Source organism: Mesorhizobium sp. B2-5-13, from assembly GCF_006440535.1.
GTDB lineage: Bacteria > Pseudomonadota > Alphaproteobacteria > Rhizobiales > Rhizobiaceae > Mesorhizobium > Mesorhizobium salmacidum.
In genome coordinates this window covers 1-25,462 of the sequence record NZ_VFUI01000033.1, presented here as the reverse complement: position 1 = coordinate 25,462, position 25,462 = coordinate 1, and the positions used below count along the sequence as shown (strand labels likewise).

At 62.7% G+C, this 25,462-nt stretch carries 23 protein-coding genes, 1 tRNA gene and 1 riboswitch; of the genes, 18 read left to right on the top strand and 6 right to left on the bottom strand.

The features are described 5' to 3' along the window. Positions 1 to 35 precede the first annotated feature (35 nt). Positions 36 to 386: a DUF952 domain-containing protein gene (locus FJ434_RS28155; RefSeq protein WP_140507523.1), complete on the top strand. Its 351-nt coding sequence runs from the start codon at positions 36 to 38 to the stop codon at positions 384 to 386. Beyond that, complete coding sequence (locus FJ434_RS28150) at positions 383 to 1,462, top strand: quinone-dependent dihydroorotate dehydrogenase (RefSeq protein ID WP_140752725.1); 1,080 nt, start codon at positions 383 to 385, stop codon at positions 1,460 to 1,462. The genes FJ434_RS28155 and FJ434_RS28150 overlap by 4 nt, the downstream gene beginning before the upstream one ends. On the opposite strand, the gene FJ434_RS28145 is transcribed toward FJ434_RS28150, so the two are convergent. After that, entirely contained in the window at positions 1,455 to 2,795 is a 1,341-nt protein-coding gene (locus FJ434_RS28145; protein ID WP_140752727.1) for an MATE family efflux transporter, read from the bottom strand. The two genes, FJ434_RS28150 and FJ434_RS28145, sit on opposite strands and share 8 nt — an antisense overlap. A 131-nt stretch (positions 2,796 to 2,926) precedes the next feature. On the opposite strand from FJ434_RS28145, the gene FJ434_RS28140 reads away from it, so the two are divergent. Then, the gene (locus FJ434_RS28140; RefSeq protein WP_140507528.1) at positions 2,927 to 3,829 is read left to right on the top strand and encodes a histone deacetylase; all 903 of its coding nucleotides are present in this window, start codon (positions 2,927 to 2,929) and stop codon (positions 3,827 to 3,829) included. Between the two features lie 3 nt (positions 3,830 to 3,832). Here FJ434_RS28140 and FJ434_RS28135 read toward each other — a convergent pair whose 3' ends face one another. After that, a complete protein-coding gene (locus FJ434_RS28135; protein ID WP_027145674.1) occupies positions 3,833 to 4,096 on the bottom strand; it encodes a DUF6460 domain-containing protein in 264 nt (87 codons plus the stop codon). A gap of 437 nt (positions 4,097 to 4,533) precedes the next feature. On the opposite strand from FJ434_RS28135, the gene FJ434_RS28130 reads away from it, so the two are divergent. The 8 genes from FJ434_RS28130 to FJ434_RS28095 all read left to right on the top strand — a co-directional run bounded on the left by FJ434_RS28130 (position 4,534) and on the right by FJ434_RS28095 (position 12,847). Next, complete coding sequence (locus FJ434_RS28130; RefSeq protein WP_140752729.1) at positions 4,534 to 5,151, top strand: outer membrane protein; 618 nt, start codon at positions 4,534 to 4,536, stop codon at positions 5,149 to 5,151. Positions 5,152 to 5,341: 190 nt separating this feature from the next. Further along, positions 5,342 to 5,728: a hypothetical protein gene (locus FJ434_RS28125; protein WP_140752731.1), complete on the top strand. Its 387-nt coding sequence runs from the start codon at positions 5,342 to 5,344 to the stop codon at positions 5,726 to 5,728. Between the two features lie 46 nt (positions 5,729 to 5,774). Continuing rightward, positions 5,775 to 6,449, top strand: coding sequence for a response regulator transcription factor (locus FJ434_RS28120; protein WP_140507534.1), 675 nt, complete (start codon positions 5,775 to 5,777; stop codon positions 6,447 to 6,449). Then, positions 6,446 to 7,876, top strand: coding sequence for a HAMP domain-containing sensor histidine kinase (locus tag FJ434_RS28115; protein WP_140752733.1), 1,431 nt, complete (start codon positions 6,446 to 6,448; stop codon positions 7,874 to 7,876). Before FJ434_RS28120 ends, FJ434_RS28115 begins: the two co-directional genes overlap by 4 nt. Before the next feature lie 120 nt (positions 7,877 to 7,996). After that, positions 7,997 to 9,025, top strand: a complete 1,029-nt coding sequence (locus tag FJ434_RS28110) for a glycosyltransferase family 2 protein (RefSeq protein ID WP_210241554.1) — start codon at positions 7,997 to 7,999, stop codon at positions 9,023 to 9,025. A 63-nt stretch (positions 9,026 to 9,088) separates the two neighbouring features. Next, on the top strand, positions 9,089 to 10,579 hold the full coding sequence (locus tag FJ434_RS28105; RefSeq protein WP_140752735.1) for a hypothetical protein: 1,491 nt from the start codon (positions 9,089 to 9,091) through the stop codon (positions 10,577 to 10,579). A 210-nt stretch (positions 10,580 to 10,789) separates the two neighbouring features. After that, the gene (locus tag FJ434_RS28100; protein ID WP_140716193.1) at positions 10,790 to 12,721 is read left to right on the top strand and encodes an acyltransferase family protein; all 1,932 of its coding nucleotides are present in this window, start codon (positions 10,790 to 10,792) and stop codon (positions 12,719 to 12,721) included. A 52-nt stretch (positions 12,722 to 12,773) separates the two neighbouring features. Beyond that, positions 12,774 to 12,847, top strand: a tRNA-Gly gene (locus tag FJ434_RS28095). A gap of 64 nt (positions 12,848 to 12,911) precedes the next feature. On the opposite strand, the gene FJ434_RS28090 is transcribed toward FJ434_RS28095, so the two are convergent. After that, on the bottom strand, positions 12,912 to 13,673 hold the full coding sequence (locus tag FJ434_RS28090) for a Stf0 family sulfotransferase (RefSeq protein ID WP_140752737.1): 762 nt from the start codon (positions 13,671 to 13,673) through the stop codon (positions 12,912 to 12,914). 380 nt (positions 13,674 to 14,053) lie between these two features. Between FJ434_RS28090 and FJ434_RS29960 the strand changes: the two genes are divergently transcribed. After that, entirely contained in the window at positions 14,054 to 14,320 is a 267-nt protein-coding gene (locus FJ434_RS29960; protein WP_181166158.1) for a hypothetical protein, read from the top strand. An 86-nt stretch (positions 14,321 to 14,406) separates the two neighbouring features. Here the strand turns inward: FJ434_RS29960 and FJ434_RS28080 are convergent, their stop codons facing one another. Then, the gene (locus FJ434_RS28080) at positions 14,407 to 15,396 is read right to left on the bottom strand and encodes a LysR family transcriptional regulator (protein WP_140752739.1); all 990 of its coding nucleotides are present in this window, start codon (positions 15,394 to 15,396) and stop codon (positions 14,407 to 14,409) included. Between the two features lie 291 nt (positions 15,397 to 15,687). Here FJ434_RS28080 and chvE point away from each other — a divergent pair, with 291 nt between their 5' ends. The 4 genes from chvE (at position 15,688) to araD1 (ending at position 20,874) form a co-directional block, all read left to right on the top strand. Then, complete coding sequence (gene chvE / locus FJ434_RS28075; protein WP_140507547.1) at positions 15,688 to 16,758, top strand: multiple monosaccharide ABC transporter substrate-binding protein; 1,071 nt, start codon at positions 15,688 to 15,690, stop codon at positions 16,756 to 16,758. A gap of 99 nt (positions 16,759 to 16,857) precedes the next feature. Then, complete coding sequence (mmsA, locus tag FJ434_RS28070; RefSeq protein ID WP_027145662.1) at positions 16,858 to 18,390, top strand: multiple monosaccharide ABC transporter ATP-binding protein; 1,533 nt, start codon at positions 16,858 to 16,860, stop codon at positions 18,388 to 18,390. Further along, entirely contained in the window at positions 18,387 to 19,679 is a 1,293-nt protein-coding gene (gene mmsB, locus FJ434_RS28065) for a multiple monosaccharide ABC transporter permease (RefSeq protein ID WP_027145661.1), read from the top strand. The genes mmsA and mmsB overlap by 4 nt, the downstream gene beginning before the upstream one ends. Before the next feature lie 202 nt (positions 19,680 to 19,881). Next, the gene (gene araD1 / locus FJ434_RS28060) at positions 19,882 to 20,874 is read left to right on the top strand and encodes an AraD1 family protein (protein ID WP_140507549.1); all 993 of its coding nucleotides are present in this window, start codon (positions 19,882 to 19,884) and stop codon (positions 20,872 to 20,874) included. A 109-nt stretch (positions 20,875 to 20,983) separates the two neighbouring features. Here araD1 and FJ434_RS28055 read toward each other — a convergent pair whose 3' ends face one another. Beyond that, entirely contained in the window at positions 20,984 to 22,075 is a 1,092-nt protein-coding gene (locus FJ434_RS28055; protein ID WP_140507736.1) for a 2'-deoxycytidine 5'-triphosphate deaminase, read from the bottom strand. Between the two features lie 139 nt (positions 22,076 to 22,214). Beyond that, a riboswitch (SAM riboswitch) is annotated at positions 22,215 to 22,292 on the top strand. Positions 22,293 to 22,348: 56 nt separating this feature from the next. Between FJ434_RS28055 and FJ434_RS28050 the strand changes: the two genes are divergently transcribed. Further along, the gene (locus FJ434_RS28050) at positions 22,349 to 23,539 is read left to right on the top strand and encodes an O-succinylhomoserine sulfhydrylase (RefSeq protein ID WP_140752741.1); all 1,191 of its coding nucleotides are present in this window, start codon (positions 22,349 to 22,351) and stop codon (positions 23,537 to 23,539) included. Between the two features lie 27 nt (positions 23,540 to 23,566). Here the strand turns inward: FJ434_RS28050 and FJ434_RS28045 are convergent, their stop codons facing one another. Continuing rightward, a complete protein-coding gene (locus tag FJ434_RS28045; RefSeq protein WP_140752743.1) occupies positions 23,567 to 24,718 on the bottom strand; it encodes a ceramide glucosyltransferase in 1,152 nt (383 codons plus the stop codon). A 219-nt stretch (positions 24,719 to 24,937) separates the two neighbouring features. Between FJ434_RS28045 and apaG the strand changes: the two genes are divergently transcribed. After that, entirely contained in the window at positions 24,938 to 25,330 is a 393-nt protein-coding gene (gene apaG, locus FJ434_RS28040; protein ID WP_027146773.1) for a Co2+/Mg2+ efflux protein ApaG, read from the top strand. Positions 25,331 to 25,462 lie beyond the last annotated feature (132 nt).

Below are 25,462 nucleotides of genomic sequence, written 5' to 3'. Positions count from 1 at the left end.
TTCCCCGCGCGACTGGTTCGGATTATAGCGCAACCATGTCACAGATTATCTACAAGATAACTCCGCAAGCGCTTTGGCGCGAGGCCGAAGCCAATGGCCGCTTCACCGGAGCGCCAATCGACGTCGCCGACGGCTTCATCCATTTTTCGACGGCAGCGCAGGTTGCGGAAACCGCGGCAAAGCATTTTTCCGGCCAGACCGACCTTCTGCTGGTCGCCATCGACGGGATCGGCCTGGGCGATGCGCTGAAATACGAAGTCTCGCGCGGCGGCGCGCTGTTTCCGCATCTCTACGGCGTGCTCGACCTGAAAGCCGTGCTGTGGATCAAGCCGCTGCCGCTCGGTGCCGACGGTACTCACCAATTCCCACCCCTGGAGGGCCAATGAGCGTGCTCGACCGGATCGGCCAGAAGCTGCTGTTCAGCTTTGATCCGGAAACCGCGCACGGCCTGTCGATCGCGGCGCTGCGCTGCGGCCTGCCGGTTGGCGCGCGGACGGTACGCGATACAAGGCTGAAGGTCAGCCTTTGCGGTCTCGATTTCCCGAACCCACTTGGCATGGCGGCTGGCTACGACAAGAACGCCGAAGTACCCGATGCGCTGCTTGGCCTCGGTTTCGGCTTCGCCGAGGTCGGTACCATCACGCCCCTGCCGCAATCCGGCAACCCGAAGCCACGCATCTTCCGGCTGACATCGGATGAAGCCGTCATCAACCGGCTGGGCTTCAACAATGAAGGCCACGCGACGGCCGAAAAACGCCTTGCCGCGCGCAAGGAGCGCGGCGGCATCGTCGGCGTCAACATCGGCGCGAACAAGGACAGCGCCGACCGCGCCGGCGACTATGAACGCGGCGTCGCCCGCTTCGCGCCCCACGCCAGCTATCTCACCGTCAACATTTCCTCACCCAACACGCCTGGCCTGCGCACCATGCAGGCGCGCGAACAGCTCGGCGAGCTCCTGTGGCGCGTCATGGCCGCGCGTGCCGCGGCAATCGCGCAGCCGCCGATCTTTCTCAAGATCGCCCCAGACCTGGTCGAGGCCGAGTTGGAGGATATCGCCGCCGAAGTCATGGAAAAGCGGATCGACGGCGTCATCGTCTCCAACACCACCATTTCCCGCCCGGCGCTGCGTAGCGGCGCCGCCGCGGGGGAGACAGGCGGGCTTTCGGGAAAACCACTGTTCGAGCGCTCGACCATCGTGCTGGCCAAGATGCGCAAGCTGCTCGGGCCCGAAATGGCCATCATCGGTGTCGGCGGTGTCGATTCAGCGGAGACGGCGCTGGAAAAGGTCCGCGCCGGCGCGGATCTGGTGCAGCTCTACACCGGCATGATCTATGCCGGGCCGGCGCTGCCGGGCCGGATCGTCGCGGGGATGGCCCGCTTTGCCGAGACAGAGAAACTCGGCTCGATGCGCGAGCTGCGCGACAGCCATCTCGACCGATGGGCGTCGAAGCCGCTCAGCTGAATGCGGTTTGCATCCGCAGCCGCAAGATCGTCAGCAGGCTCAATCCCCGCACCAGCAAGAAGACGTGCAAGGCCGCCCACAGGCCGTGATTGCCGAAGGCGGGCGCCAGCGTGATCAGCGCGGCGGCAAAGACGAGGAATGACAGGAGCATCATGTTGCGCATGTCGCGCGACCATGTCGCGCCGATGAAGACCCCGTCCATCTGGAAGGCAAGGACGCCGCTCAGCGCGGTGAACGCCGCCCAGGGCAGGTAGGTATCGGCTACGGCGCGGACATCCTGCGACGTCGTCACGACGGCGACCAGGTTGGTGCCGGCCATGAGCAGCACCAGCGTCGCGGCACCGGCCAGACCAAGGCCCCAGAGCAGGGTCAGCCGCACCGCCTGCCTGAAGGGCTGCTCGGCACGCGCGCCGACGGCGCGGCCGGCGAGTTGCTCGGCAGCGGTGGCGAAACCGTCGAGGAAATAGCCGGCGACGAGGAAGAAATTCATCAGCACCGCATTGGCGGCGAGCGTCACCGTTCCGAACTGCGCGCCTTGGCGGGTGAACAGCGCGAAGGCGGCGAGCAGCGAGAACGAACGGATCATGATGTCGCGGTTGAGCGACAGCATGCGCAGGAAGGCGCTCATGTCGAGCAGGCGGTGGCGAGGCAAGGGCGGGCTGGATCGGAACCGGCGCACCACGATCGCGAGACCAAGCAGCATGGCCAGGAATTCGCCGGTGACGGTTGCCCAGGCGACGCCGGAAACGCCCCAGCCAAGTTCAAGGCCGAGCAGGAAGCAGAGCGCGATGTTGATGCCATTGAGCACCAGTTGCAGGACAAGCCCGAGCCCGCCCTCGCCGCGCCCCAGCACGTAACCGAGGACGGCGTAGTTGATCAGCGAGAACGGAGCGGCGAGCAGCCTGATCCTGATATAAACGGCCATCGCCTCGCTGACGCGTGGTCCGGCATCCATGAACCACTGGCCGCCGACGGCGATGAGCGGCGAAAGCGCCGCCAGCACGACGCCGGCAACGACCGCGATCAGCACGGCGCGCCAGAACACCGCCTGTTCCTCGAGGGCGTCTCCACGCCCGAAAGCCTGGGCGACCAGGCCGGTCGTGCCCGAACGCAGAAAATTGAAGGTGGTGAAAACGACGTCGAAAGCCAGTGCGCCGGCTGCCAGGCCGCCAAGCAAGGCGGCATCGCCGAACTGGCCGACAACGGCCGTATCGACCAGGCCGAGCAGCGGCGTCGTCAGATAGGCGAGCGTCATCGGCACGGCGATGGCAAGCACCGAGCGGTTGGTGACGGAAAAGGCTCTGGCGTCGGTTAGGATTGCACCCTTGTCCAAGGATTCCTGCCTTGCTGATTGCGGCTTGATCGGAGAGCCGATGTGCCGCATTTTCCGTCCACCGCGCAATCATTCTTCCTGCGACGGCCAACCGAAATCCCGGTCTGGCGCGAAGCCGCTGGACCACTCTCATGCCCCTGCAGATCGTCCATCACCCCGACTACGACGCCGGCTTCGCGACCAACCATCGCTTTCCGATGAGCAAGTATCCGCTGCTGATGGAGGCCTTGCGCGCACGCGGCCTGGCCGGACCCGGCGCGCTCAACACAGCCGAACCCGCGCCGGCGCCGTGGCTGAAGCTTGCCCATGCGGCCACCTATGTCGACCAGGTCGTCTCCTGCTCCGTGCCGGAAAAAATCGAACGCGAGATCGGCTTTCCGGTCGGCCCCCGCGTCTCGCTGCGCGCGCAGCTTGCCACCGGCGGCACGGTGCTGGCAGCCCGGCTTGCCTTGCGTCACGGCATTGCCTGCAACACCGCCGGCGGCAGCCATCATGCGCGACGCGCGCAAGGCGCCGGCTTCTGTACCTTCAACGACGTCGCCGTCGCCTCGCTGGTTCTGCTGGAAGAGGGTGCGGTGCAGAAGGTCCTGGTCGTCGATCTCGACGTGCATCAGGGCGACGGCACGGCGGATATTCTAGGCGATGAGCCACGCGTGTTCACCTTCTCCATGCATGGCGAGCGCAACTACCCCACACGCAAGATCGCCTCGGACCTCGACGTCGCACTGCCCGACGGCACGGGCGACGCCGCTTATGTCGAAAGGCTTGATACCATCCTGCCGGAGCTCTCCACCCGCGCGCATTGGGATATCGTCTTCTACAATGCAGGCGTCGACGTCCATGCCGGTGACCGGCTCGGCAGGCTGGCGCTTTCCGACAATGGGCTGCGCGCCCGCGACGAGATGGTCATCGGCCATTTTCGGGCGCTCGGCATTCCTGTCTGCGGTGTCATCGGCGGCGGCTACTCCACCGATGTGCCGGCACTTGCCGCGCGCCACGCCATCCTGTTCGAGGCCGCTTCGGGCTTCGCCTGAACGTCACTTCCGGTAGTTGGCGATCCTGAGCAGGATGAAGGCCGGCACGACGATCGCGGCGCCAAGCAGGATATAGCCGAGGAAGCGGTCGATGGCGTGGAAGCCGAGATTCCAGAGATCGATGAAGAATTTCCGGATGCCGTAGAACACATCCATGGGCGACCAGCCGAAGGCGTTCATGACCAGGCCGACGAGAAAGGATACCACCAGCAGCTTCAGGACAACCCTGAGCGGCGAGTCGCCGAGAAAGCGCGTCAGTGCGGACAAAGCCGTCTCCCGATTGAGATGCCCGGACTCATGGGCACGGCCCAGAGATACGTGCTTGGCGGCCATCCATCAAGCCAGCACGGTCTGTACGGGGAAACTGATAAGCCGCAGGCAGATGTCGAGCGCCATCGAAGGCCCGCAAGTCTTAAATATCGGTAAACAATTTCACTTTAATTTATTGAAAATAAAGCACAAAATCGTCATTTTCAAATTTTGCGCAATGTGCGTGCAATTTTCACTTGCGAGATACCAGGCGTCTTTCAGGTGACGGACCGCGCGGCGCTCTGCCCCTACCACAGCCGGCGAAAGCCGGTCCCCAGAACCGCGCAGCCATCCCTGAAAGACACCGATCGGAGCCTGCCGCCTCAACGGCCAGGGTCCTCAGCAATTAACCAGCGTATCGGGTGTCGGATGCGCGTTTGTGTTGGAGTAATGCAGTGTCCCCTCAAGCAAAGATCATCCTGACGGCGAGTGCCCTCGCCCTGTGCCTTCTCGGGCCGGCGATGGCCGCCGACCTCTCGCCTGCTTACAACGATCCCCCCGCCTTCCAGTGGAGCGGCGCCTATGTCGGCGTCCATGGCGGCACGGCGTTCACGGGTATGCCGAACCCGTTCGCCGGTCGAAACGGCTTCAGCGGCGGCGTCCAGGCCGGCTACAACCAGCAGATGGGCCCGGCGGTCCTCGGCGCCGAGATCGAAGGTTCCTATCTGGGCGGCGCCGAACACGATGTCCGGGGCGGCAAGATCAAGGAAAAATGGCGCGGCGCGGCCAAGGCGAAGGCCGGCGTGAGCTTCGACCAGACGTTGCTGTTCGGAACCGGTGGCGTCGCCATGACCAGGTTCGACAGGGGCGACGGCGTGAGGAGCAGCGACGGATGGAAGGTCGACTACCTCGTCGGCGCCGGGATCGAGCAGGGCTTCGCCGGCGGCCTGTCGGCCAAGGTCGAGTACGACTATGTCCGCACCCCCGGCGTTGAAACGACATCGGCCCTTGGGAGGTCCAAGGAGACGATCGGCAGTCACGAGCTGAAAGCTGGCCTCAACTACCGGTTCTAGATACCAGAACAGCAAGTGGCCGACCTTAATCGCGCGATGGCCGCAACGGCATCGCGCGATCTTGTTGTTGATGCGTCGATGCCGGACACGGACGTCCGCTCGAGGCAAGGAACATTCCATGCTTTCGCAATGTCGATGTAATCTTCGCAATCTAGGTCCCCTGCGTGAATTGTCACCATGGGAATCAGCAATGTCCACGCATCACCCCGGCCGACCGTCGTCCAAGCTATTGTTCATTGCGATCGCAGTCGCATTGGCGGGCTGCGCCTCCGACATCATGAAGAACTATGTTGGACAACCGGTCGAATCGGTCGTTCTGGATTACGGTCCGCCAACGGCGATCGTCGACCTCGGCCAGGGAGAGCGCGCCTATCAGTGGCGCAAGATATCTACGTCAGCGGTTTCCGGGACATCGAGTGGCGAGGTCCGCCAAACAAAACGCGGAACTGTCTATGAAGAGACCGAAACGCCCGGCTATATCGAGCGTCAGGAATGCTTCTACACTTTTTATGCCCGAGCTTCCGGCGGCCGCTGGTTCATCGCCAATTTCCGCCGGCCAAAGCTGGAATGCGAATGAACCGCCGCGCCGCAAATCCTGCGGCGGCGCGTGAAGGAGAACGCCAATGCGCGTCCTGCTGATCGAGGACGAACCGGAAATGGCCTCCGTGCTGAAGGCCGCCCTGGAGCGCCTGGACATCATCGTCGACCACGCCGCGACCCTAGCCGACGCGGAGGCGGTGGCCCGTCTGGGCCATCACGACGCCGTGGTGCTGGATCGCCGGCTGCCGGATGGCGACGGTCTTAGCCTGATCCCTCGCCTGCGCGCCTTGCATCTGGATGTGCCGGTGATCGCGCTGACGGCGATGAGCGGGTTGGAGGACCGGGTTGCCGGGCTCGATGCCGGCGCCGACGATTACATGGTCAAGCCTTTCGCCACGGTGGAACTCGTCGCGCGGCTCCACGCCCTGCACCGCCGCTCGTTCACTTCGCGCGCCAACCAGACGATGGTCGGTCGCCTCACCTATGATTTCCGCCATCGCGAGGCGCTGATCGAGGATCAGGCGCTCGATTTGCCGCGGCGTGAAAGGCTGGTGCTTGAAACACTCATCCGCCGGCCGGGCCGGACCATCATGCGCAGCGCTCTCGAGGAGGCCGTCTACGCCCTGGACGACGAGATCGGCTCGAATGCGCTCGACGCGCATGTCTCGCGGCTGCGCCGCAAACTCGACGATGTCGCCGCCGGCATCGAGATACGGGCGATCCGCAATCTTGGCTATCTCCTGCGGGCAGCCTCGTGAAGAAGGTGCGCGCGCGCTCGCTGCAATGGATCCTGGTCCGCCGGCTGATCCTGCTGCAGGCGGCGACGCTGCTCCTCTTCATCGTGCTGTGCGCGGCAGCCCTTTGGATCGCCAATCCGAGGCTGCTTATCGACAACGAGGCTGCCGTCGCGGCCGTCAAGGACGCCGTCGACCGTGACAAGGACGGCAGGCTGATTGTCCGTGAAACGGAAGACCTCGCCGCGTTTCGCCAGAGCTTCCCCAATGTCTGGTACATCGTGCGCGACGACAGCGGGCAGAGCGTCCGTTCCGGCACGATACCGGATGTCTACACCAAAGAGATCGGTGGCCTGCTCGGCCAAGCAGACCATGCCACGATCGGATTCTCCGACAAGGACATGCGGCCGGAAGCCTATATCGAGAACGCTTCGACCAAAGCCGGCGCAGTACAGATCATTGCCGCGACGCAGTCGTCGCGCCAGGAGACCGACGGGCTCGATATCAACATTTCGGCCACGGTGGAGGTCGCCCGCTATCCGGACGGCAGCAGGAATTGGGAGCGCGCCCTGCCGGCGCTTGCGCTCGTCATCGCGATCCTGCTGCTGCCCATCGTCCTCGTCATGGGCGCCACCACGCTGGTGACGACGCCGGCCGTGGTCCGCCGCTCCTTTGCCGGCCTTGTCGAAACCGTCCGCCAGGCTGCCCGCATCGATATCGGTACCCGTGCGATGCAGTTGCCGGTCAAACACGTGCCGCAGGAAATCGCGCCGCTGGTGCATGCTTTCAACGAGGCTTTGGCCCGCCTCGCGCAGGGATACGACCGGCACAACCGTTTCCTCACCGACGCGGCGCACGAATTGCGCACGCCGATCGCCATCCTGCGCACACGCGCCGAGTTGCTGCGGCAGGAACCGCAAAGCACGCGGCTGCTGCATGATATCGAGCGCCTGTCGCACCTCGCACAACAACTGCTCGACCACCAATTGCTCGACCGCCCATCCGACCAGCGCGAGATCGTCGATCTCGACGATCTCGTCAGCCGGGTGGCGGCCGACTTCGCGCCGCTCGCCATCGAGGCCGGCTACGACCTTGCCTTCGAGCCTTCGCCCGACAAGACACGCGTCGAAGTCAACGTGCTGCAGATCGAGCGGGCGCTCGCCAACCTCGTGCGCAACGCCATCGAGCATGGGGGCGGCGGCGGTACCATCACGATTGCGATCGACAGGACGGGTGGCATCGAGGTGCGCGACGAAGGTCCGGGCATTCCTGTGGAAGAGCGCGAGAATGTCTTCGAGCCCTTCTATCGCCTGCAGCCGCAGTCGCGCGGGGCGGGGTTGGGGCTGAACCTCGCCCGACAGATCGCGCTGCTGCACGAGGGAACGATCCGGATCCTAGCGGGCTCATGGCGCGGTGCCCGCATCCGCATGGAACTGCCGGTTCGGTCGTGACCCAGGCCGTTGACGCAAAACGCGTGGCGGCCGCCAGCCAGTAGCCGCGCCGATCCCTGACTTATCTGTTTTCTAACCAATTGCCGCTATTGCCATTTGCAAAGCGGGAGCCAGGCTTTGGTGGGAACGGGAAAAATCGGCGCGCACCGCGCACCCATGTTGTCGGTCGTCGTGCCTTGCTACAATGAACGCGACGGCGTGGCGGAGCTTCATCGACGCGTCAGCGCGGTATGCCACGAGCAAGGCCTCCCCTACGAGGTCGTGTTCGTCATCGACGGGGCGACCGACGGCACCCGCGAGGCCATTTTCGAACTGGCCGAGAGGGACGACCATGTGGTCGCCATCGATCTTGCACGCAATTACGGCCACCAGATCGCCTTGAGCGCGGGGCTGGAATTCTGCCGCGGCCAGCGCATTCTCATTCTCGACGCCGATCTCCAGGATCCGCCCGAACTGCTGGGTGCGATGATGGCGAAGATGGATGAAGGCTTCGACGTCGTCTACGGCCAAAGGGTGAAACGGGACGGCGAGAGCTGGTTCAAGCTGGCTTCCGCCTCGATGTTCTACCGTCTGCTCGGCAGGATGGTCGATGTCGAGATCGCGTCGGACTCCGGAGATTTCCGGTTGATGAGCCGCCGTGCGCTCGACCATCTGGTTGCAATGCCCGAACGCTACAGGTTCATTCGCGGCATGGTGAGCTGGATCGGGCTGAGGCAGGTCGCCTTCCCTTATGAACGGCAACGGCGCTTTGCCGGCACCACCCACTACCCGCTGAAGAAAATGGTTCTTCTGGCGGTCGACGCGATGACCAGCTTTTCGATCGTGCCTTTGCGCTTTGCCTCGCTGCTGGGAATGATGTTCGGGCTGCTCGGTCTGGTCGTGCTTGGCTATACGCTGTTGGAATGGTCTGTCGGCAATGTTCTGCCCGGCTGGACGAGCCTTGCCGCGATCATGCTTATCCTGGGCAGCGTCCAGCTTCTGGTGCTGGGCATCTTCGGCGAATATCTCGGCCGTATGTACATGGAAACGAAGCGGCGGCCGCTCTATTTCGTCAACGAGATCGTCTCACGAAGCCAGGCAGCGGCTGAAGGCCAGGATTTGCCTGTCCACCGCCTCCAGGAGATGGCGAAAAGGGCCGCGCGTGGCTGAGGCGAAGGTCGACCGGATGCAACGGAACGGCATGGGCAGGATGTGCTCGCCCGGAGGCTTGACGTGAACCAGGCCGCCGCCATCGCGACCGCCACGCCGTCGCTCGGGGACCCGCAACGCATCAGGCTGATATTCTGCCTTTTCTGCGCTTGCGCCGTGGCCTATCTGCTCACGGCCTTTGCCGGCGCGATCCTGCAGGATCCCGACAATTGGTGGCAAGTGAAGGTCGGGCTGGATTTCCTGGACCACCGGACATTTCCAACCGTCGACCCCTATTCCCACACTTTTACCGGCCAGCCCTGGATCGCCAAGGAATGGCTGGGGCAAGTCTTGCTGGCCCTTGCCTACCGCGCGGGTGGCTGGAATGGCGTCGTCACACTGATCATCGCCACGATCGGCCTGACGGTCTTCCTGATGGGATGGTTCCTCAGCGCATGGCTGAAGCCGATATTGGCGATAGCGCTTGCCCTCGCCGCGGCCCTCCTGATCGCCCCGATCTATACCGCGCGCCCCCATGTCTTCACCTTGCCGATCATCGTCGTCTGGACGGCAATGCTGTTTCGTGCCGCGCGAGAAGAGAGTGCCCCATCGCCGTGGCTGCTCGTGATAGTCGTATTGTGGGCGAACCTGCATGCCACGTTTACCCTGAGCTTCATCATCGCGGCCTTTGCCGGGCTCGATCTGCTGGCGCGCGCGGGTCTATCTAAACCCTCCCTCCTGGTAAAATGGGTCGTTTTCGGCCTGCTCTGTCCGTTGGTCAGCCTGCTGCATCCCTATGGCGTGAAAGCCATCCTGGCCACGCTCACCGTGGCCTATGGCAATGAGGCTGTTCCACTCATCCTGGAATGGAACCCGTTCAATGCCCAGGAGCAACTCTTCCAGGAAGCGGCGATGTTGTTGGCGATTTTCGGGCTGTTGGTGTCAAGGCCGCGGATCGGCTGGGCCAAGGCGTTGTACATCGTCTTCACCTTGCATGTCTATCTCGCCCATCTGCGATTTGTATATCTGCCCTTCCTGCTGATTCCGTTGGTCATCGCGGCCGAGATCGCACAGCAATATCCTTCGCTCTCGACCACGGCCTGGCTGGCGGAGAAGCGCGACGGGCTGGAAAAACTCTTCGCTAGCCGGTTCTATGCTATCTGCGGCGCGATGGCTGTCTTGCTGGTCGGTGCGGTCTCGATCCTCGGCAGTGCCTACCAGGTCGCGCCGTGCCCGGCGACATCAGCCAGCGGCGCCCTTGCTTTCGCGCGGGATCACCACCTGTCCGGCAATGTGCTGAATTCCTACAATTTCGGCGGCACGCTGATTTTCCACGACATCAAGACTTATATCGACGGCAGGACGGACCAGTTGTTCCTTGGCGGATTCACGAAAACGGATGATGCAACGGGGCACAGCGACGGAAAGCCGCAGCTCGAGGCCCAGTTGAAGAAATACGCCATCGGCTGGGCATTGCTTACGGCCGATGACACCCGAATCCCCTTCTTCAATGAACTGGGCTGGAAGCGGGCCTACGCGGACGATTATGCCGTGATCTACCTGCCCAGCAACTGAATCACCGATCCCACAAAACCGGCGTGGCCAGCGTTCGAAGGCCTGCTATTCGCCTTGACACGGATGTTGCACTGCAGCAAAGTTGTGCTGCATAGCACAGTCCGTGAGGCCTACGAGCCAAGGTTTTTCGCACAATGGGGATTGCCTTATGACGGGCATGTCAGGCGGCGCCGCACGGCCACCGCGGGTCACCGCGTACGGACCGGTCGAATGAATTACAGGCGCGACATCGATGGTCTGCGGGCCGTTGCAGTGCTGCCCGTGGTGCTTTTCCATTTCGGCGTATCCGCCATTCCCGGGGGCTTCACCGGCGTCGATATTTTCTTTGTGATATCGGGCTACCTGATCAGCGGCAGCCTGCTGGATGATCTCGAGCGCGGCCAGTTCTCGATCGGACGCTTCTACTGGCGTCGTGCACGGCGCATCCTGCCGGCACTGACCTTCGTCATCCTGCTTGCTAGCATTGCGGCCTGGTTCATCCTGTTGCCGTCGGATCTACACGAATTCAGCCTCAGCGTGATTGCGGCCTCGACCTTCTGGTCGAACATCTATTTCTGGAAGACGACGAACTATTTTTCGATCGACGCCGAACTGCGGCCGCTGCTGCACACATGGTCGCTTTCGGTCGAGGAGCAGTATTACATCTTCGCGCCGATCCTTGTGTATCTGATCTACCGGTATGCCTCGAAGCGCTGGTTGACGATACTTCTGCCGATCGCCATCGGCAGTTTTGCCCTGGCGGTCATGGCGACCACGATGGCGCCGACCGCCGGCTTCTACCTCTTGCCGACACGCGCCTGGGAGCTGGCGCTGGGTGCCATGCTGATGCTGAAAAAGCCGCCGCCACTTGCCAACCGGACGGCAACGGAACTGGTCGGTCTTGCAGGCTTTGCCCTGCTCGCATTCGGTTTCCTCACGATTTCGGAAAGCGATCCGTTTCCCGGCTACAATGCCCTGTTTCCCTGCATCGGAACGGCCCTGCTCATCTACGCGGGCCAGAATCATGCGGACCGGCCCGTGCCTGTCGCCACGCGTGTGCTTCAATTCGCTCCGATGGTCTGGGTCGGCCTCATCTCCTATTCGCTCTATCTTGTTCACTGGCCGATCAATTCCTTCGTCCATTACCTCTCGCTGAAAGCCATCTCGGTGCCGACGATCGTCGCGATGACGGTGGCCAGCTTCGCCCTCGCGACCTTCTCGTGGAAATATGTCGAGCAGCCTTTCCGGCAGAAGCGAACCTTCACCGCCCCGCTGCCGATCTTTGCCTTTTCGGCGACGGCGATCGCCCTGCTGTGCGTCGGCGGCCTGGCCGGTGTGCTCGGCAAGGGCTTTCCGCAGCGGTTCCCCGATTTCTCGACGCAACGGATCGTGGTGGACGACTGGCGCAATGGCGTCTGCTTCAACGAGGGTACGAGCCGGATCGAGAATTGGAACCTTGCCGACTGCACGCGCACGCATGGCTTTCCCACCAATGTGCTGCTGTGGGGCGATTCCTTCGCGGCTCACTACGTTTCGGGCCTGGAGGCCAACGCGCAGAAAATCCAGGCCAACGTCATCCAATATACCTATGCCGGCTGTCCACCCAACCTCAGTTATTTTTCCTACGCCAGGCCAACCTGCACCCGCTTCAACGAACGGGCGCTGTCGATCATCCGCGATGCCAAGATCCAGGCGGTGATCCTGAGCGGCCGATGGACGGACTACCAGGCCAGGGGCTTCGACGGACTGCAGACGACGATCGACCGCCTGCGCGACATGGGTGTCAAGGTCTATGTCATCGGCCAGTCTCCGGAGTTCATCGCCGACGTCCAGAAGGTCGCTTTCTTTGCTAAACACGAAGGCGCCGCGAACACATCCTGGCCGATGGCCATGGATCCCGACATCAACAAGCAGGTGCAGCTCTTCGCCAAGGGCGCGACCTTCATCGATCCACTTACCTATCTGTGCGACGCCATCGGCTGTTCCTATGAGGATGCCACCAGCAAGCAGTTTCTCTATTTCGACTATGGGCATTTCTCTTCCGCCGGCGCGACGCTGGCCATCTCGAAATACTGGCCGAGCTTCGCCGCCGGCGGCGATGTCGCAAAGGCCAGGGAGCCGGCGCCGACCGTCACCGGTGAGCTGGCGAAGCCCGCATTGTGAGACCGGTTTGCGATTGCCCCAAGCCATGCCGTCATGATAACGAGGCTGCAGCGCGGGTATGATGTAATGGTAGCCTGTCAGCTTCCCAAGCTGAACGCGCGGGTTCGATTCCCGCTACCCGCTCCACCCTGAAGCCAAGAGTCCGTTGGCCTAGGCGGAACCCGTCCATTTGGCAGCACTGTCGGTGAGCCTAGGCTTGGCCGATTCGCATCTGCTTCTTGAGGAGGAACCGGGCGAGGTTGTTGATATTCCGCGGCGCCACCTTCCTGGGCAGATGCGCCAGCAGGTCTTCCGATTTGACGTCGTTGCGGAACCGCTCCGCCCAATCTTCGGTGAGGTCGTCCCGCTGCAGGCGCAAATTCGTCTCGAACTCTCCGTCCGGCATTTCCACCGACAACTGCCGGGCCACCGACGCGACGTAAGGACGAGGATCGTCCAACAGATCCTCATAGAAAAAGCGATCGTAATGCAGATCGGCCAACCGCAGGTAAGCCTCCCAGAAGGCATAGCTCTGCTCGATCAGGAAATAGGCCTGGCAGATACCGGCGAAGTCGTATTGCGGAACCAGATCCGCGCCGCCCATCGTGCTTCTCCAATGGCCCGACGCCTTTGCCCGGCAATAGGAAATCGCTTGGCGAAGACGGTCCCGTCGCTCCAGCAGGACCAGACCCATGTCATGGCGCCGGCCGCATTCCGCCAGGAAGTCGGCTCCGTATTTGGCCTGCGACCAGTGAAGGTGCCGTGGAAACAGCTTCACGGCGAACGTGCCGTTCGCAGTCCTGCCGCGATGGATCACGGCGGACAGCAGATCATCGAAGGATTTCGGCTTGCACCCCAGATTGGTCGTGTCGAGCCACTCGGCCGACTTGCCGAACAATCCCGTGCTGTTTGTGAGGCTGCCAAGCCATTCGGAGCCGCTGCGGGCTTCGGTCAGTATCGCGACGCCCTTCATGCGTGCCGATGATCCGCGGCCCGCGTCATGTCGATTGCAGAATGCCGTTCTTCTTGATGGTCCCCCGCCATGGTCAAAGCTCCGCTTAAACAGCGCCTCAACGGATAAAGGCCTATATGGTTCCGTCGATTCGACCTTAGGCTAAGGCAGAATGCAGGCCCAAACACGTTACAACTGGGTAATCAACGCCGCGCCTTGGGCTCGAAGAGCCCTGAAGATACGCGCAAAGGCCGGCCACGCTGCGGTGGCCGCCCTTTGACGTCAGCCAGAAGCGATTACAGCCAGACGCCGAGCCAGACGCGCTCGCGCCAGCAGCGGACGCGGCGGCGTCCGTGGCGCCAGTAGCTGCGGCAAACCCGTCTCCAGCCGCGGCGGCGTCCATGGCGCCGACGCCAGTAGCCATCGGGACCATGATGTCTCCAGCGATGCCAACGGCGGTGGGAGACCTGCTCCAGTTCGACCTCGTCATCCCCTTCGAAGACAGCCGGATCCGGCTTGTCCAACTCATCGAGAATTCCATTGCCTTGGGGAACACCGGCAAGCGCGCGGCCGGGTCGGGCCACGCTTGCAAACGCAACCGCCCCCGCAACGCCAAGCATTCCAGCAAGAAACAACCGACGTTCCATAAAAACCTCCCGAGCTGTTAACTACCGACACCTCGTTCCCTCGCCCGAAACAGGCTCCAGCGCGCATGCCGATCGGTTTTGAACGCGCGGAGGTGGTTCTCGTTCCATCACCCCACTTCACGCAGGATGAAATCATGCAGCATCTTGGCCGCCGGTGACAGTACGCGATTCCTGACCGTGATCAGGCTGTAGGGCCTGACCTCGATGTCGAACTCGGTCTGGACGACGTCGATGGCGCCGGCAAGTCCGTCCGGGTTCTGGATGAACTTCGCCACCTGCACCGAGACCGGCGCTATGGCATCGGATTGAGCGACCATGACCAGCGTGAGCAGCAGCGAGCTGGTATTCAAGATCCGGTCCGGCAGCGCGATGTTGCGGTTCAGGAAATTGCTCTCCATCGCCTGGCGCAAGGGCGAACCGCCTGACTGGAAGACCCAATCATAGGCAGCGGTGTCTTCCAGCCGCACTACATTACCCCTCGCGAGCGGGTGGCCGCGGCGCACGATCAGGCAGGCTTTCTCGACGCCGATCACGCGGGATTCGAACAGCCGCGGATTGAGGTCGTCGGGAATGCGGGCGATGATGAAGTCGTGGCGCGAGGCGATCAGCTCGCGGGCGAGCACATTGGAGGTTTCGACCTGCATGGTGATCTCGATGCGCGGGTAGATGCGGCGGATCTCGCGAATCGCCGGCACGGCCAATTCGATCGCCGGCGCGGTCACGGCGCCGAGGAACACCGAACCGCCCTTGCCGGCCTTGAGCTCGGCAATCTCGCGGTCGGCTTCGCGCATCTCGAGCAGGATCGAGCGGGCCCGCCTGGCGAGCGCCTGGCCATAGGGGGTGAGGGTCACGCCGCGCGGCAGCCGTTCGCACAGCTTCACGTCGAGCACCGCCTCCATCTCGGCGATCATGCGCGAGGCGGCCGGCTGGGAGATGTTCATGACCTGGGCCGCGGCGCTCACCCGTCCGTGATCGTCGAGGGCGGCGATCATGCGCATGTGGCGCAAGCTCAAGCCACTGCGCAGGAGTGTCTCCGCATTGCCCGGGAGCTTCTCGTAACTTACGGGAATCGCATCGGGATCGCGCAATGCCGCCATGATCTTCCAGCCCTTCCGCCGGTTCCTTTCCGCATGCTAGATCATACCGGTTTCGGTATAGCAACCACCAAAGATCGCATTTGACAGTTATGGCAAAGCGACCCACCCTTCGCGCGTTCCGGGGTGCAAGGGCGGTAACGACCAAAATCGTATCGATTGAAACTGCATCGCGGAGCCGATTGGGAGGATACCGGAGATCGATAAAGCCGACAGCCGCGCGTTTGCGCTCCTGTCTGGCTGCGCGGCCCGCGAAGCCCCGAGGTGTCGCGTCCATCAACCAGGGAGAGTAAGTTGAAGATCATCAAAACGCTGGCCGCCGTCGCGGCCCTTGGCATCGCTGCCATGAGCTATCAGGCGCACGCGGCCGATAAGGGTCTTGTCGGCGTGCTGATGCCGACCAAGACCTCGCAGCGCTGGATCAATGACGGCGACGCCGTCAAATCCCAGCTCGAGGCTCTCGGCTACACTGTCGACCTGCAGTACGCGCAGGACGACATCCCCAACCAGCTCAGCCAGCTGGAAAATGAAATCACAAAGGGCCCGAAGGCGTTGATCATCGCCTCGATCGACGGCACCACCCTGTCGGATGCGCTGCAGAAGGCCAACGACGCGGGCGTCGTCGTCGTCGCCTATGACCGCCTGATCAAGAAGACCGCCAATGTCGACTATTACACCACTTTCGACAATTTCGGCGTCGGCGTGATCCAGGCGAATTCGCTGGTCAAGGGGCTCAAGGAGCGTTTCCCGAACACCAAGCCGTGGAACGTCGAACTGTTCGGCGGCTCGCCCGACGACAACAACGCCTTCTTCTTCTACAATGGCGCAATCTCCGTCCTGCAGCCGCTGATCGACGACGGCTCGATCAAGATCAAGTCCGGCCAGACCGGCATGGACAAGGTCGGCACGCTGCGCTGGCTCGCGGCAACCGCCCAGGCACGTATGGACAACCTCCTGTCGGCCAACTACTCGGACGGCAGCCGCGTCGATGGCGTCCTGTCGCCCTATGACGGCCTGTCGCGCGGCATCACCGCCTCGCTGCGCGCTGTCGGGTACGGCACGGACGCACAGCCTTGGCCGATCGTGACCGGCCAGGACGCCGAGACCGCGTCGGTCAAGCTGATCATCTCGGGCGAGCAGTACTCGACCGTGTTCAAGGACACCCGCGAACTGGCCAAGGCCACGGTGCAGCTGGTCGACAAGGTGCTCTCGGGCGGCAAGCCGGAAGGCCTCGATGAAAAGACCTACAACAACGACGTCAAGGTCGTTCCCTCGATCCTGTTGACGCCGCATGAAGTCGACAAGTCGAACTACCAGGCGCTGGTCGTCGACTCCGGCTACATCAAGGCCGAAGACCTGAAGTAATTTCGGTTATAAAGTCAGGGGTCCTGCGCAACGCAGGGCCCCTTTTCGTTAAAAGCGACCCCGGTATGGGTTTTACCGGCCTCCTAGGAGCTTGTCCTGATGACCTCGACGATTTTGGAGATGCGCGACATCACCAAGACGTTTCCCGGCGTGAAGGCGCTCTCGAACGTCAACCTCAGCGTAGAGGAAGGCGAGATCCACGCCGTGGTCGGCGAAAATGGCGCCGGCAAGTCGACCCTGATGAAGGTGCTGTCGGGCGTCTATCCCTCCGGGACCTATGATGGCCAGATCATTTTTCAGGGCCAGGAATGCCATTTCAAAGGCATCCATGACAGCGAACACAAGGGCATTGTCATCATCCACCAGGAACTTGCGCTGGTGCCGATGCTGTCGATCGCCGAGAACATTTTCCTCGGCAACGAGCACGCCAGCTACGGCGTCATCGACTGGGACGCCAACGAGGCACGCACGTCCGGGCTTTTGAAGAAAGTCGGGCTCAAGGAAGACCCCAAGACGCTGATCACCCATATCGGCGTCGGCAAGCAGCAGTTGGTCGAGATCGCCAAGGCACTCAGCAAGGAAGTGAAGCTCCTGATCCTCGATGAGCCGACGGCATCGCTCAGCGAGAAGGACAGCCAGGCGCTGCTCGATCTTTTACTTGAGTTCAAGCGGCAGGGCATGACCTCAATCCTGATCTCCCATAAGCTCAATGAGGTGAACCGCGTCGCCGACAAGGTGACGGTCATCCGCGACGGGCGCACGATCGAGACATTGCCGAGGAAGGACATCAGCGAGGACCGGATCATCACCTCCATGGTCGGCCGGTCCCTCGACGATCGCTACCCGCCGCGCGAGCCTCATATCGGCGACGTCATTTTCGAGGTCAAGGACTGGTCCGTCTACCACCCGATCCATGCCGAACGGCAAGTGATCAAGAGCATCGACCTCAAGGTGCGCAAGGGCGAAGTTGTCGGCATCGCTGGGCTGATGGGCGCCGGCCGCACCGAATTCGCCATGAGCCTGTTCGGTCGCTCCTATGGCCGGCGCATCAGCGGCGAGGTGCTGCTCAACGGCAAGCCCGTGGACCTTTCGACAGTGGGCAAGGCGGTGCAGAACGGCATCGCCTACGTCACCGAAGACCGCAAAACCTATGGGCTGAACCTCATTGACCACATCAAGCACAATGTGACGTTGGCCAACCTCGCCGGCGTTTCCAATGGCGGCGTCATCGACGATATGCGCGAAATGAGCGTCGCCAACGATTATCGCAAAAAGACCAATATCCGCGCATCCAGCGTCTATCAGCTGACCGGCAATCTCTCGGGCGGCAACCAGCAGAAGGTGGTGCTATCGAAATGGCTGTTCGCCGACCCGGAAGTTCTGATCCTCGACGAGCCGACGCGCGGCATTGACGTCGGTGCCAAGTACGAAATCTATACAATCATCGCTCGCCTCGCCGCCGAGGGCAAGGCGATCATCGTCATCTCATCGGAAATGCCGGAACTGCTCGGCATCTCGGACAGAATATATGTCATGAACGAAGGGCGCATCGTCGGCGAGATGGCGGCAAGCGACGCCAGCCAGGAAAAGATCATGCGCGCCATTGTTCGCGGAGAAGGAAAAGCATCATGAGCACAGACAGCGCTCCCGCGCCGCAAAGCGGCACCGCCGAGGACGTCAAGCAGGGTCCTCGCATCGCCGTCTCGGCGCTGACGACGAACCTGCGCGAATACGGCCTGATCATCGCGCTGATCGTCATCATGCTGTTCTTCCAGTACACGACGTCGGGAACGCTGTTCAAACCGGTCAACCTCAGCAACCTGGTGCAGCAGAACTCGTTCATTATTGTGATGGCGCTCGGCATGCTGCTGGTCATCGTCGCCGGCTACATCGATCTCAGCGTAGGATCGGTCGCCGGCTTCATCGGCGCACTTGCCGCCATGATGATGGTCATTTGGCCGCTTGGCATGTTCAGCAACCCGCTCGTGGTCTCGATCGTCTGCCTGATCGTCGGTGGGTTGATCGGTGGGGCGCAAGGCTACTGGATCGCCTATCACCGCATACCAAGTTTCATCGTGACGCTCGCCGGCATGCTGATCTTCCGCGGCATTTGCCAGGCGCTGCTTGGCGGTGGCTCCTCGGTCGGTCCGCTTCCCGACAGTTTCAAGGCATTGAGTTCCGGCTTCATCCCGGACGTAATCGGCCCGCTGACGCTGATCCCACCGACGGTGAATGCGGCCGGCAAGACTATTTTGGGTAGCGGGCTCACGCTGCACATGACGACGATCGTGCTGGGCGTGATCGCGGTGCTCGCCTACGCCTATTTCGGCTTCAGGGCGCGGCGCAAGCGCGAACGCCACGGTTATGAGGCCGAGCCTTTCACGCTGTTCGTCATCAAGATCCTGGTAGGCAGCGCGCTGGCGCTGTTCCTGGTCTTCCAGTTCGCGACCTATCGGGGCCTGCCGATCGTGCTGCTGGTGATGGGCGTGCTGATTTCATTGTTCGTCTTCGTCACTAAGCGCATGACCATTGGCCGCCGCATCTACGCCATGGGTGGCAACGCCAAGGCGGCGCAACTGTCGGGCATCAACACCGAGCGCCTGACGCTCCTGGTGTTCGTCAATATGGGCGTGCTGTCGGCGCTCGGCGGCCTGATCATCGCGGCGCGTCTCGGCCAGGCCGTGCCGGCAGCGGGCCTCGGCAGCGAGCTCGACGTCATCGCGGCCGTCTTCATCGGCGGCGCCTCGGCGATGGGCGGCGTCGGCCAGGTCATCGGCGCTGTGGTCGGCGGCTTCATCATGGGCGTGATGAACAACGGCATGTCGATCATGGGCGTCAATGTCGACTGGCAGCAGGTGGTCAAGGGACTGGTCCTGCTCGGGGCCGTCATCTTCGACGTCTACAACAAGAACAAGGCTTAAGGGCTGGGGCGAGGACTAGGAGGCATACGGGTTCTAGATCGCGAAGCTGCCGGCGGCCCGTCGGCACCAAGAAGTCAGGGGAAGGACCAGGTTCGCGAACGCAATCCGGACGAAACGTTTCAACCGTGGCGCGTTCCCGCGCCGCGCCGGTCAGGGTTTGCCCATTGGCAGCCGGATACAGATAAATGAGAGAGGACTGATCATGCTGATCTCGCAGATTCTCGACGACGCCGAGACGATCCGTGTCGTTGCCCGCAGCGGCGGGAAGACCCGGATCATCAACGGCGCGCGCAGCGTCTATTCGCTGGCGATGGAGGCCGCCCGCACCGGCGTCGGCCTGACGGCCCTGATCGAACGCAAGGGACTGGGCGAGACGGTCGATCTCGACGCCGCCTACAAGAGGGGCCGCCTCCTGTCGCCGATCAATCACCCCGACCCGGCGCATCTGCATCTGACCGGCACGGGATTAACGCATCTCGGTTCGGCCGCGACGCGCGATTCCATGCACAAGAAGCTCAGCACCGACGGCGAGGAGCAACTTACCGATTCCATGAAGATGTTCCGCATGGGGCTGGAAGGCGGCAAGCCCGCGAAAGGCCAGGTCGGCGTGCAGCCGGAATGGTTCTACAAGGGCAACGGTACCATGGCGGTCGCGCCTGGTGCCGCGCTCATGTCACCGGCCTTTGCCAAGGATGCCGGCGAAGAACCAGAGATCGCCGGGATCTATGTCATCGGCGATGACGGCGCGCCATTCCGTGTCGGCTTCACGCTGTCGAACGAATTCTCGGACCATGTGACCGAACGCGTGAACTATCTGTTCCTCGCCCACTCCAAGCTGCGCAATGCCTCGTTCGGGCCCGAAATTCTGATCGGCGACCTGCCTTCGGACATCCGCGGCACGTCACGCATCGTGCGCGACGGCAGGACAATGTGGGAGAAGCCGTTCCTGTCGGGCGAAGCGAACATGTCGCACACCATCGCCAATCTCGAGCACCACCATTTCAAATATTCGGCGTTCCGCCAGCCGGGCGATGTGCATGTGCATATGTTCGGAACGGCCACGCTGTCCTTCGCCGACGGCGTCACGACCGAAGCCGGCGACGTGTTCGAGATCGAGGCCGGGGATTTCGGCCTGCCGCTGCGCAACCCGCTGGAAATCGAAAAGCCGGTGAAGGTGGCGGTGAAGGCGCTGTAACTGGCGCCAACTCTGCCTTCTCCCCTGGTGGGGCCCGAAGGGCGGGCGAGGCCATTTCGACCTCAAAAATCTTGCCCGTGGGCAAGCATCGGCCGGTGATAATGGGAGTTCAGCGCGGGCGGAAATGTTTGGACAGCTTCAGGCCTTGTGCCTGATAGTTCGAGCCGAGATCGGTCCCGTAAAGCGCCTGCGGGCGCTTTAGCATGTGTTCGTAGACCAGCCGGCCGACAATCTGGCCATGATCGAGGATGAACGGCACTTCGTGGCTACGCACTTCGAGCACCGCGCGGCTGCCGGTGCCGCCGGCCGCCGAATGGCCGAACCCCGGATCGAAAAATCCGGCATAGTGGACACGGAACTCGCCGACCAGCGGATCGAAGGGCGTCATCTCGGCGGCGTAGAGCGGCGGCACATGCACCGCCTCCTGGCTGACGAGGATGTAGAACTCGTCGGGATCGAGCACCAGTTCGCCGGCGCCGCTCTTGTGGATCGGCTCCCAGAAGTCGAGGACATCCTGGGCGGCACGCTTGTCGACATCGATGAGGCCGGTGTGGTGCTTGCCGCGATAGCCGACCAGCCCATCCTTGTCGCCGTTGAGATCAATCGACAGCGCGATGCCGCCTCCGGAAATGTTTGGCGGCTCGGTGGCGACCAGCATCTCGGCGCTGTGCAATTCATGCAGTTCGGCTTCTGAAAGCAGCGCGTTGCCGGTGCGAAAGCGGATTTGAGACAGGCGCGAACCGGTGCGCGCAACGATCGGGAAGGTGCGCGGGCTGACTTCGAGATAGAGCGGACCGTTGTAGCCGGCGGCGATCTTGTCGAACTCGTGGCCACGGTCGGTCATGACGCGGGTGAAGATGTCGAGGCGACCGGTCGAGCTCTTTGGATTGGCCGAGGCCGAAATGTCGGCCGGCAGGGCCAGGCTTTCGAGCAGCGGCACGATATAGACGCAGCCGGTTTCGAGAACCGCGCCTTCGGCCAGATTAATCTCGTGCAGCTGCAGCCGATCGAGCTTTTCCGAGACCTTGTGGTTGGGACCGGGCAGGAACGAGGCCCGCACCCGCCAGGCCTTTTCGCCCAATCTGAGATCAAGACTAGCCGGCTGGATCTGGTCGGCATCAAGCGCACGCGGCGACTTCAGCGCGCCGGACTGGAACAGCGCCGAAATGTCCTGATCGGGAAGAATGCCTGTCTGCCGCAAAGTCTGGCTCCGCCCCAAGACTGGTCTCCTTTGTTGCAGGTTCTTGCCGCAAACCGCTGGGCACTTTGCGGAACCTGCCTTGGTACAAACCTCTTAATGAAGCCGGCAATTGACGCAAGCGTGGCGCGGGTCTAAAGGGTCGTTATCCCGTGGTGATTTGGCCGGTCGGCTTGCAGCCACGTTAAACAAGTCGCTAAAGGACCGTCGGGCCGCAAGGCCGTATGGACCGGTTGCGACTTTCGCGGCCGGTTTTTTTGTGTCTGGAACAAAGCGATGAGCACCAAGAAGCGCAACTGGAAACCTCAGACGGCACTCGTGCATGGCGGAACCCTGCGTTCCGGCTTCGGCGAAACCTCCGAGGCGATGTATCTGACCCAGGGCTATGTCTACAAGAGCGCCCAGGCGGCGGAAGCCCGCTTCAAGGGCGAAGAGCCTGGCTTCATCTATTCGCGTTACGCCAACCCGACCGTCGACATGTTCGAAAAGCGCATGTGCGCGCTGGAAGGCGCCGAGGACGCGCGCGCCACGGCATCGGGCATGGCGGCGGTGACGGCGGCGCTGCTGTGCAGCGTCAAGGCTGGCGACCATATAGTGGCGGCGCGCGCGCTGTTCGGCTCCTGCCGCTGGGTGGTCGAGACGCTGGCGCCGCGCTATGGCATCGAGGCGACTTTGGTCGACGGCACCGACATTGCCAATTGGGAAAAGGCGGTCAGGCCGAACACCAAGCTGTTCTTCCAGGAAAGCCCGACCAATCCGACGCTGGAAGTCGTCGACATCGCGGCCGTTGCCTCGCTTGCCAACTCGATCGGCGCGCGGCTTGTCGTCGACAACGTCTTCGCTACGCCGCTGCAGCAGAAGCCGTTGCAGCTTGGCGCGCACATCGTCGTCTACTCGGCCACCAAGCACATTGACGGCCAGGGCCGCTGTCTGGGCGGTGTCATACTATCGGACAAGAAGTGGATCGACGAAAACCTGCACGACTATTTCCGCCACACCGGCCCCAGCCTGTCGCCGTTTAATGCCTGGACCTTGCTGAAGGGCCTCGAGACGCTGCCGCTGCGCGTGCGCCAGCAGACGGAAAGCGCCGGCAGGATCGCCGACTTCCTGGCCGAGCAGCCGCAGATCGCTCGCGTCATCTATCCCGGCCGCGCCGACCACCCGCAGGCTGATATCGTCAAGAAGCAGATGTCGGGCGGCTCGACGCTGATTTGCCTCGACGTCAAGGGTGGCAAGCCGGCGGCCTTCGCCCTGCAGAACGCCCTCGACATCGTGCTGATCTCGAACAATCTCGGCGATGCCAAGAGCCTGATCACCCATCCCGCGACGACGACGCACAAGAATTTGAGCGACGAGGCCCGCGCCGAACTCGGCATCGGGCCTGGCACGCTCAGGCTGTCTGTCGGCCTGGAGGACGCCGACGACCTGCTGGAAGACATCGCGCAGGCTTTGCAGGCCGCTAGATAAGCTGCTTAGGAGCGTCGTCCGCGGCGATCAGGCGCGCGACGGCGTCTCCTCCAATTCGGCCGCCTTGGTGCGGATGGTCATGGCATTGCCGCGCCAGTCGACGGCGCCGCCGAGCCAGCCGCGCGCCCAGATGGACGGGAGCATCACGTCGCGCGCGATCATCGCCGCGACCATGCGCGGCGACAGATGCCAGCCCTTGGACAAGGCCAGCGCGCATTCCGGAAGGTAGAAGGCCGCCAACATGGCAATCACGGTTGCCCAGAGGCTGACGCCCGCGCTCGCCGCCGCAACCAGCGCCAGCGCGAGAGGCACCGCTGCGCCGGTCAGGAGTTCCGGCGCGAAGAACAGCGGAAAGGTGACGCGGCGCAGGCGCGCCCAGCGGGCCTGGCGCGACCAGATCTCGCCAACGGTGCGCTGGCCGAGCGGCTGCTCGAAGGGCGCCGCTACGAGATTGACGCGCAGCCCGAGGCCGTTGACCAGCTTGGTGGCGGCGGCGTCCTCGGCGATCTCGGCGGCCAGCGCGCGAATGCCGCCATTGGCGTTCAGCATCGGCTTGTTCCATAGCATGCTCTTGCCCTGGGCAAAGCCGAGGCCGAGCGCCTCGCCGGCATACTGCCAGCGGGCCTGCAATGTGTTGAGGAAGGCGCATTCGACATCGGCCCAGAAACCCTCGGGTCGCGAACCGATCGGCGTCGAGCAGACAAGACCGGTGTCGGGCCGCCATGCCGCCATCATGTGCTGGACATAGTCCCTCGGCATCAAGACGTTGGAATCGGCAAGGATGACCCAGTTGTGGCGCGCCGCTTCCCAGCCCTTGACGCAATTGTTGAGCTTTGGATTGGCGCTGACACGGTCATCGCCAATCAGCAGCCGGGCCGGCACCTTGGAAAACCGGGCAATCGCCCTGTTTATCAGTTTGACCACCGGGTCGTCCGCATGGGCGACGCAGAAGATCAGCTCATAATGTGGCCAGTCGAGCGCGAAGGCGCGTTCCAGCGTTTCATGCGTGAATGCCTCGACGCCCCGCGACGGGACGACGATCGATACCGGTTGCGACTTGCCGGCGGGCGGGGCGATCGTGCCGCGCCGTTTCAGCCGTGAGGCGGCAAGCGAAATGCTGGCGGCGTTTGAGAAGATGAGAGCGGTCGAAAGCGAGGCGGCTATGAAGGTGAGTTCCATCGAGATCTGGTCACTCCGGAAAGGCGGCCCGCATCATGGCCGTTTTCAACAGTTCGACAGAGCGCCGAGTCGCCCGGTTCGTGCACACCACCATTGTCGTGTGTCACTTAAATGACATTCTTTGTCGGCACCTGCGCTTCAAGGCTGGGCGCGACAAGACGCGCACGTTGACCTGCTCACCGGGAGCGTCGAAAATCGTCGGATTGTTTGGAGCCGCTCATGTACCGCGCCGTGACGCGCAACATCGAAGTGCAGGTCAGGCCGTTCTATCTCGAGGACCGTTCGGATCCCTCGGAGAACCGCTATGTCTGGGGCTATCAGATAACGATCGACAACCAGTCGGACGAGTTCGTGCAGTTGTTGTCGCGCTACTGGCACATCACCGATGGTGCTGGCCGGGTCGAGGAAGTGCGCGGGCCGGGCGTTGTCGGCGACCAGCCGGAGCTCAATCCCGGCGACAGCTATCAATATACGTCCGGCTGCCCGCTCTCGACACCGTCCGGGATCATGGTCGGACGCTACACGATGCGCAACAAGCGCGGCGAGACGTTCGACATCGCAATCCCCGCCTTCTCGCTCGATCTGCCGGGGACAAGGCGCACGGTGAACTGAGCACCGGCGGTCGCGCTGCCCCTCATCCGCCTGCCGGCACCTTCTCCCCGTGAACGGCAGGGGAATCGCATATGGCGTTTTGGGAGTTGAAATTGGTCTGAGAAGAGATTCTTTGGGAAGGCAGTCCAGCGA

Excerpts from the sequence above, each read along its gene's own strand:
- araD1 (WP_140507549.1), top strand. The coding sequence starts at position 19,882 with ATGCTGATCTCGCAGATTCTCGACGACGCCGAGACGATCCGTGTCGTT.
- FJ434_RS28155 (WP_140507523.1), top strand. The coding sequence starts at position 36 with ATGTCACAGATTATCTACAAGATAACTCCGCAAGCGCTTTGGCGCGAG.
- apaG (WP_027146773.1), top strand. The coding sequence starts at position 24,938 with ATGTACCGCGCCGTGACGCGCAACATCGAAGTGCAGGTCAGGCCGTTC.
- FJ434_RS28050 (WP_140752741.1), top strand. The coding sequence starts at position 22,349 with ATGAGCACCAAGAAGCGCAACTGGAAACCTCAGACGGCACTCGTGCAT.
- FJ434_RS28140 (WP_140507528.1), top strand. The coding sequence starts at position 2,927 with ATGCCCCTGCAGATCGTCCATCACCCCGACTACGACGCCGGCTTCGCG.
- FJ434_RS28100 (WP_140716193.1), top strand. The coding sequence starts at position 10,790 with ATGAATTACAGGCGCGACATCGATGGTCTGCGGGCCGTTGCAGTGCTG.
- FJ434_RS28150 (WP_140752725.1), top strand. The coding sequence starts at position 383 with ATGAGCGTGCTCGACCGGATCGGCCAGAAGCTGCTGTTCAGCTTTGAT.
- FJ434_RS28090 (WP_140752737.1), bottom strand. The coding sequence starts at position 13,673 with ATGAAGGGCGTCGCGATACTGACCGAAGCCCGCAGCGGCTCCGAATGG.
- FJ434_RS29960 (WP_181166158.1), top strand. The coding sequence starts at position 14,054 with ATGGCGCCGACGCCAGTAGCCATCGGGACCATGATGTCTCCAGCGATG.
- mmsA (WP_027145662.1), top strand. The coding sequence starts at position 16,858 with ATGACCTCGACGATTTTGGAGATGCGCGACATCACCAAGACGTTTCCC.
- FJ434_RS28125 (WP_140752731.1), top strand. The coding sequence starts at position 5,342 with ATGTCCACGCATCACCCCGGCCGACCGTCGTCCAAGCTATTGTTCATT.
- FJ434_RS28045 (WP_140752743.1), bottom strand. The coding sequence starts at position 24,718 with ATGGAACTCACCTTCATAGCCGCCTCGCTTTCGACCGCTCTCATCTTC.
- mmsB (WP_027145661.1), top strand. The coding sequence starts at position 18,387 with ATGAGCACAGACAGCGCTCCCGCGCCGCAAAGCGGCACCGCCGAGGAC.
- FJ434_RS28080 (WP_140752739.1), bottom strand. The coding sequence starts at position 15,396 with ATGGCGGCATTGCGCGATCCCGATGCGATTCCCGTAAGTTACGAGAAG.
- FJ434_RS28120 (WP_140507534.1), top strand. The coding sequence starts at position 5,775 with ATGCGCGTCCTGCTGATCGAGGACGAACCGGAAATGGCCTCCGTGCTG.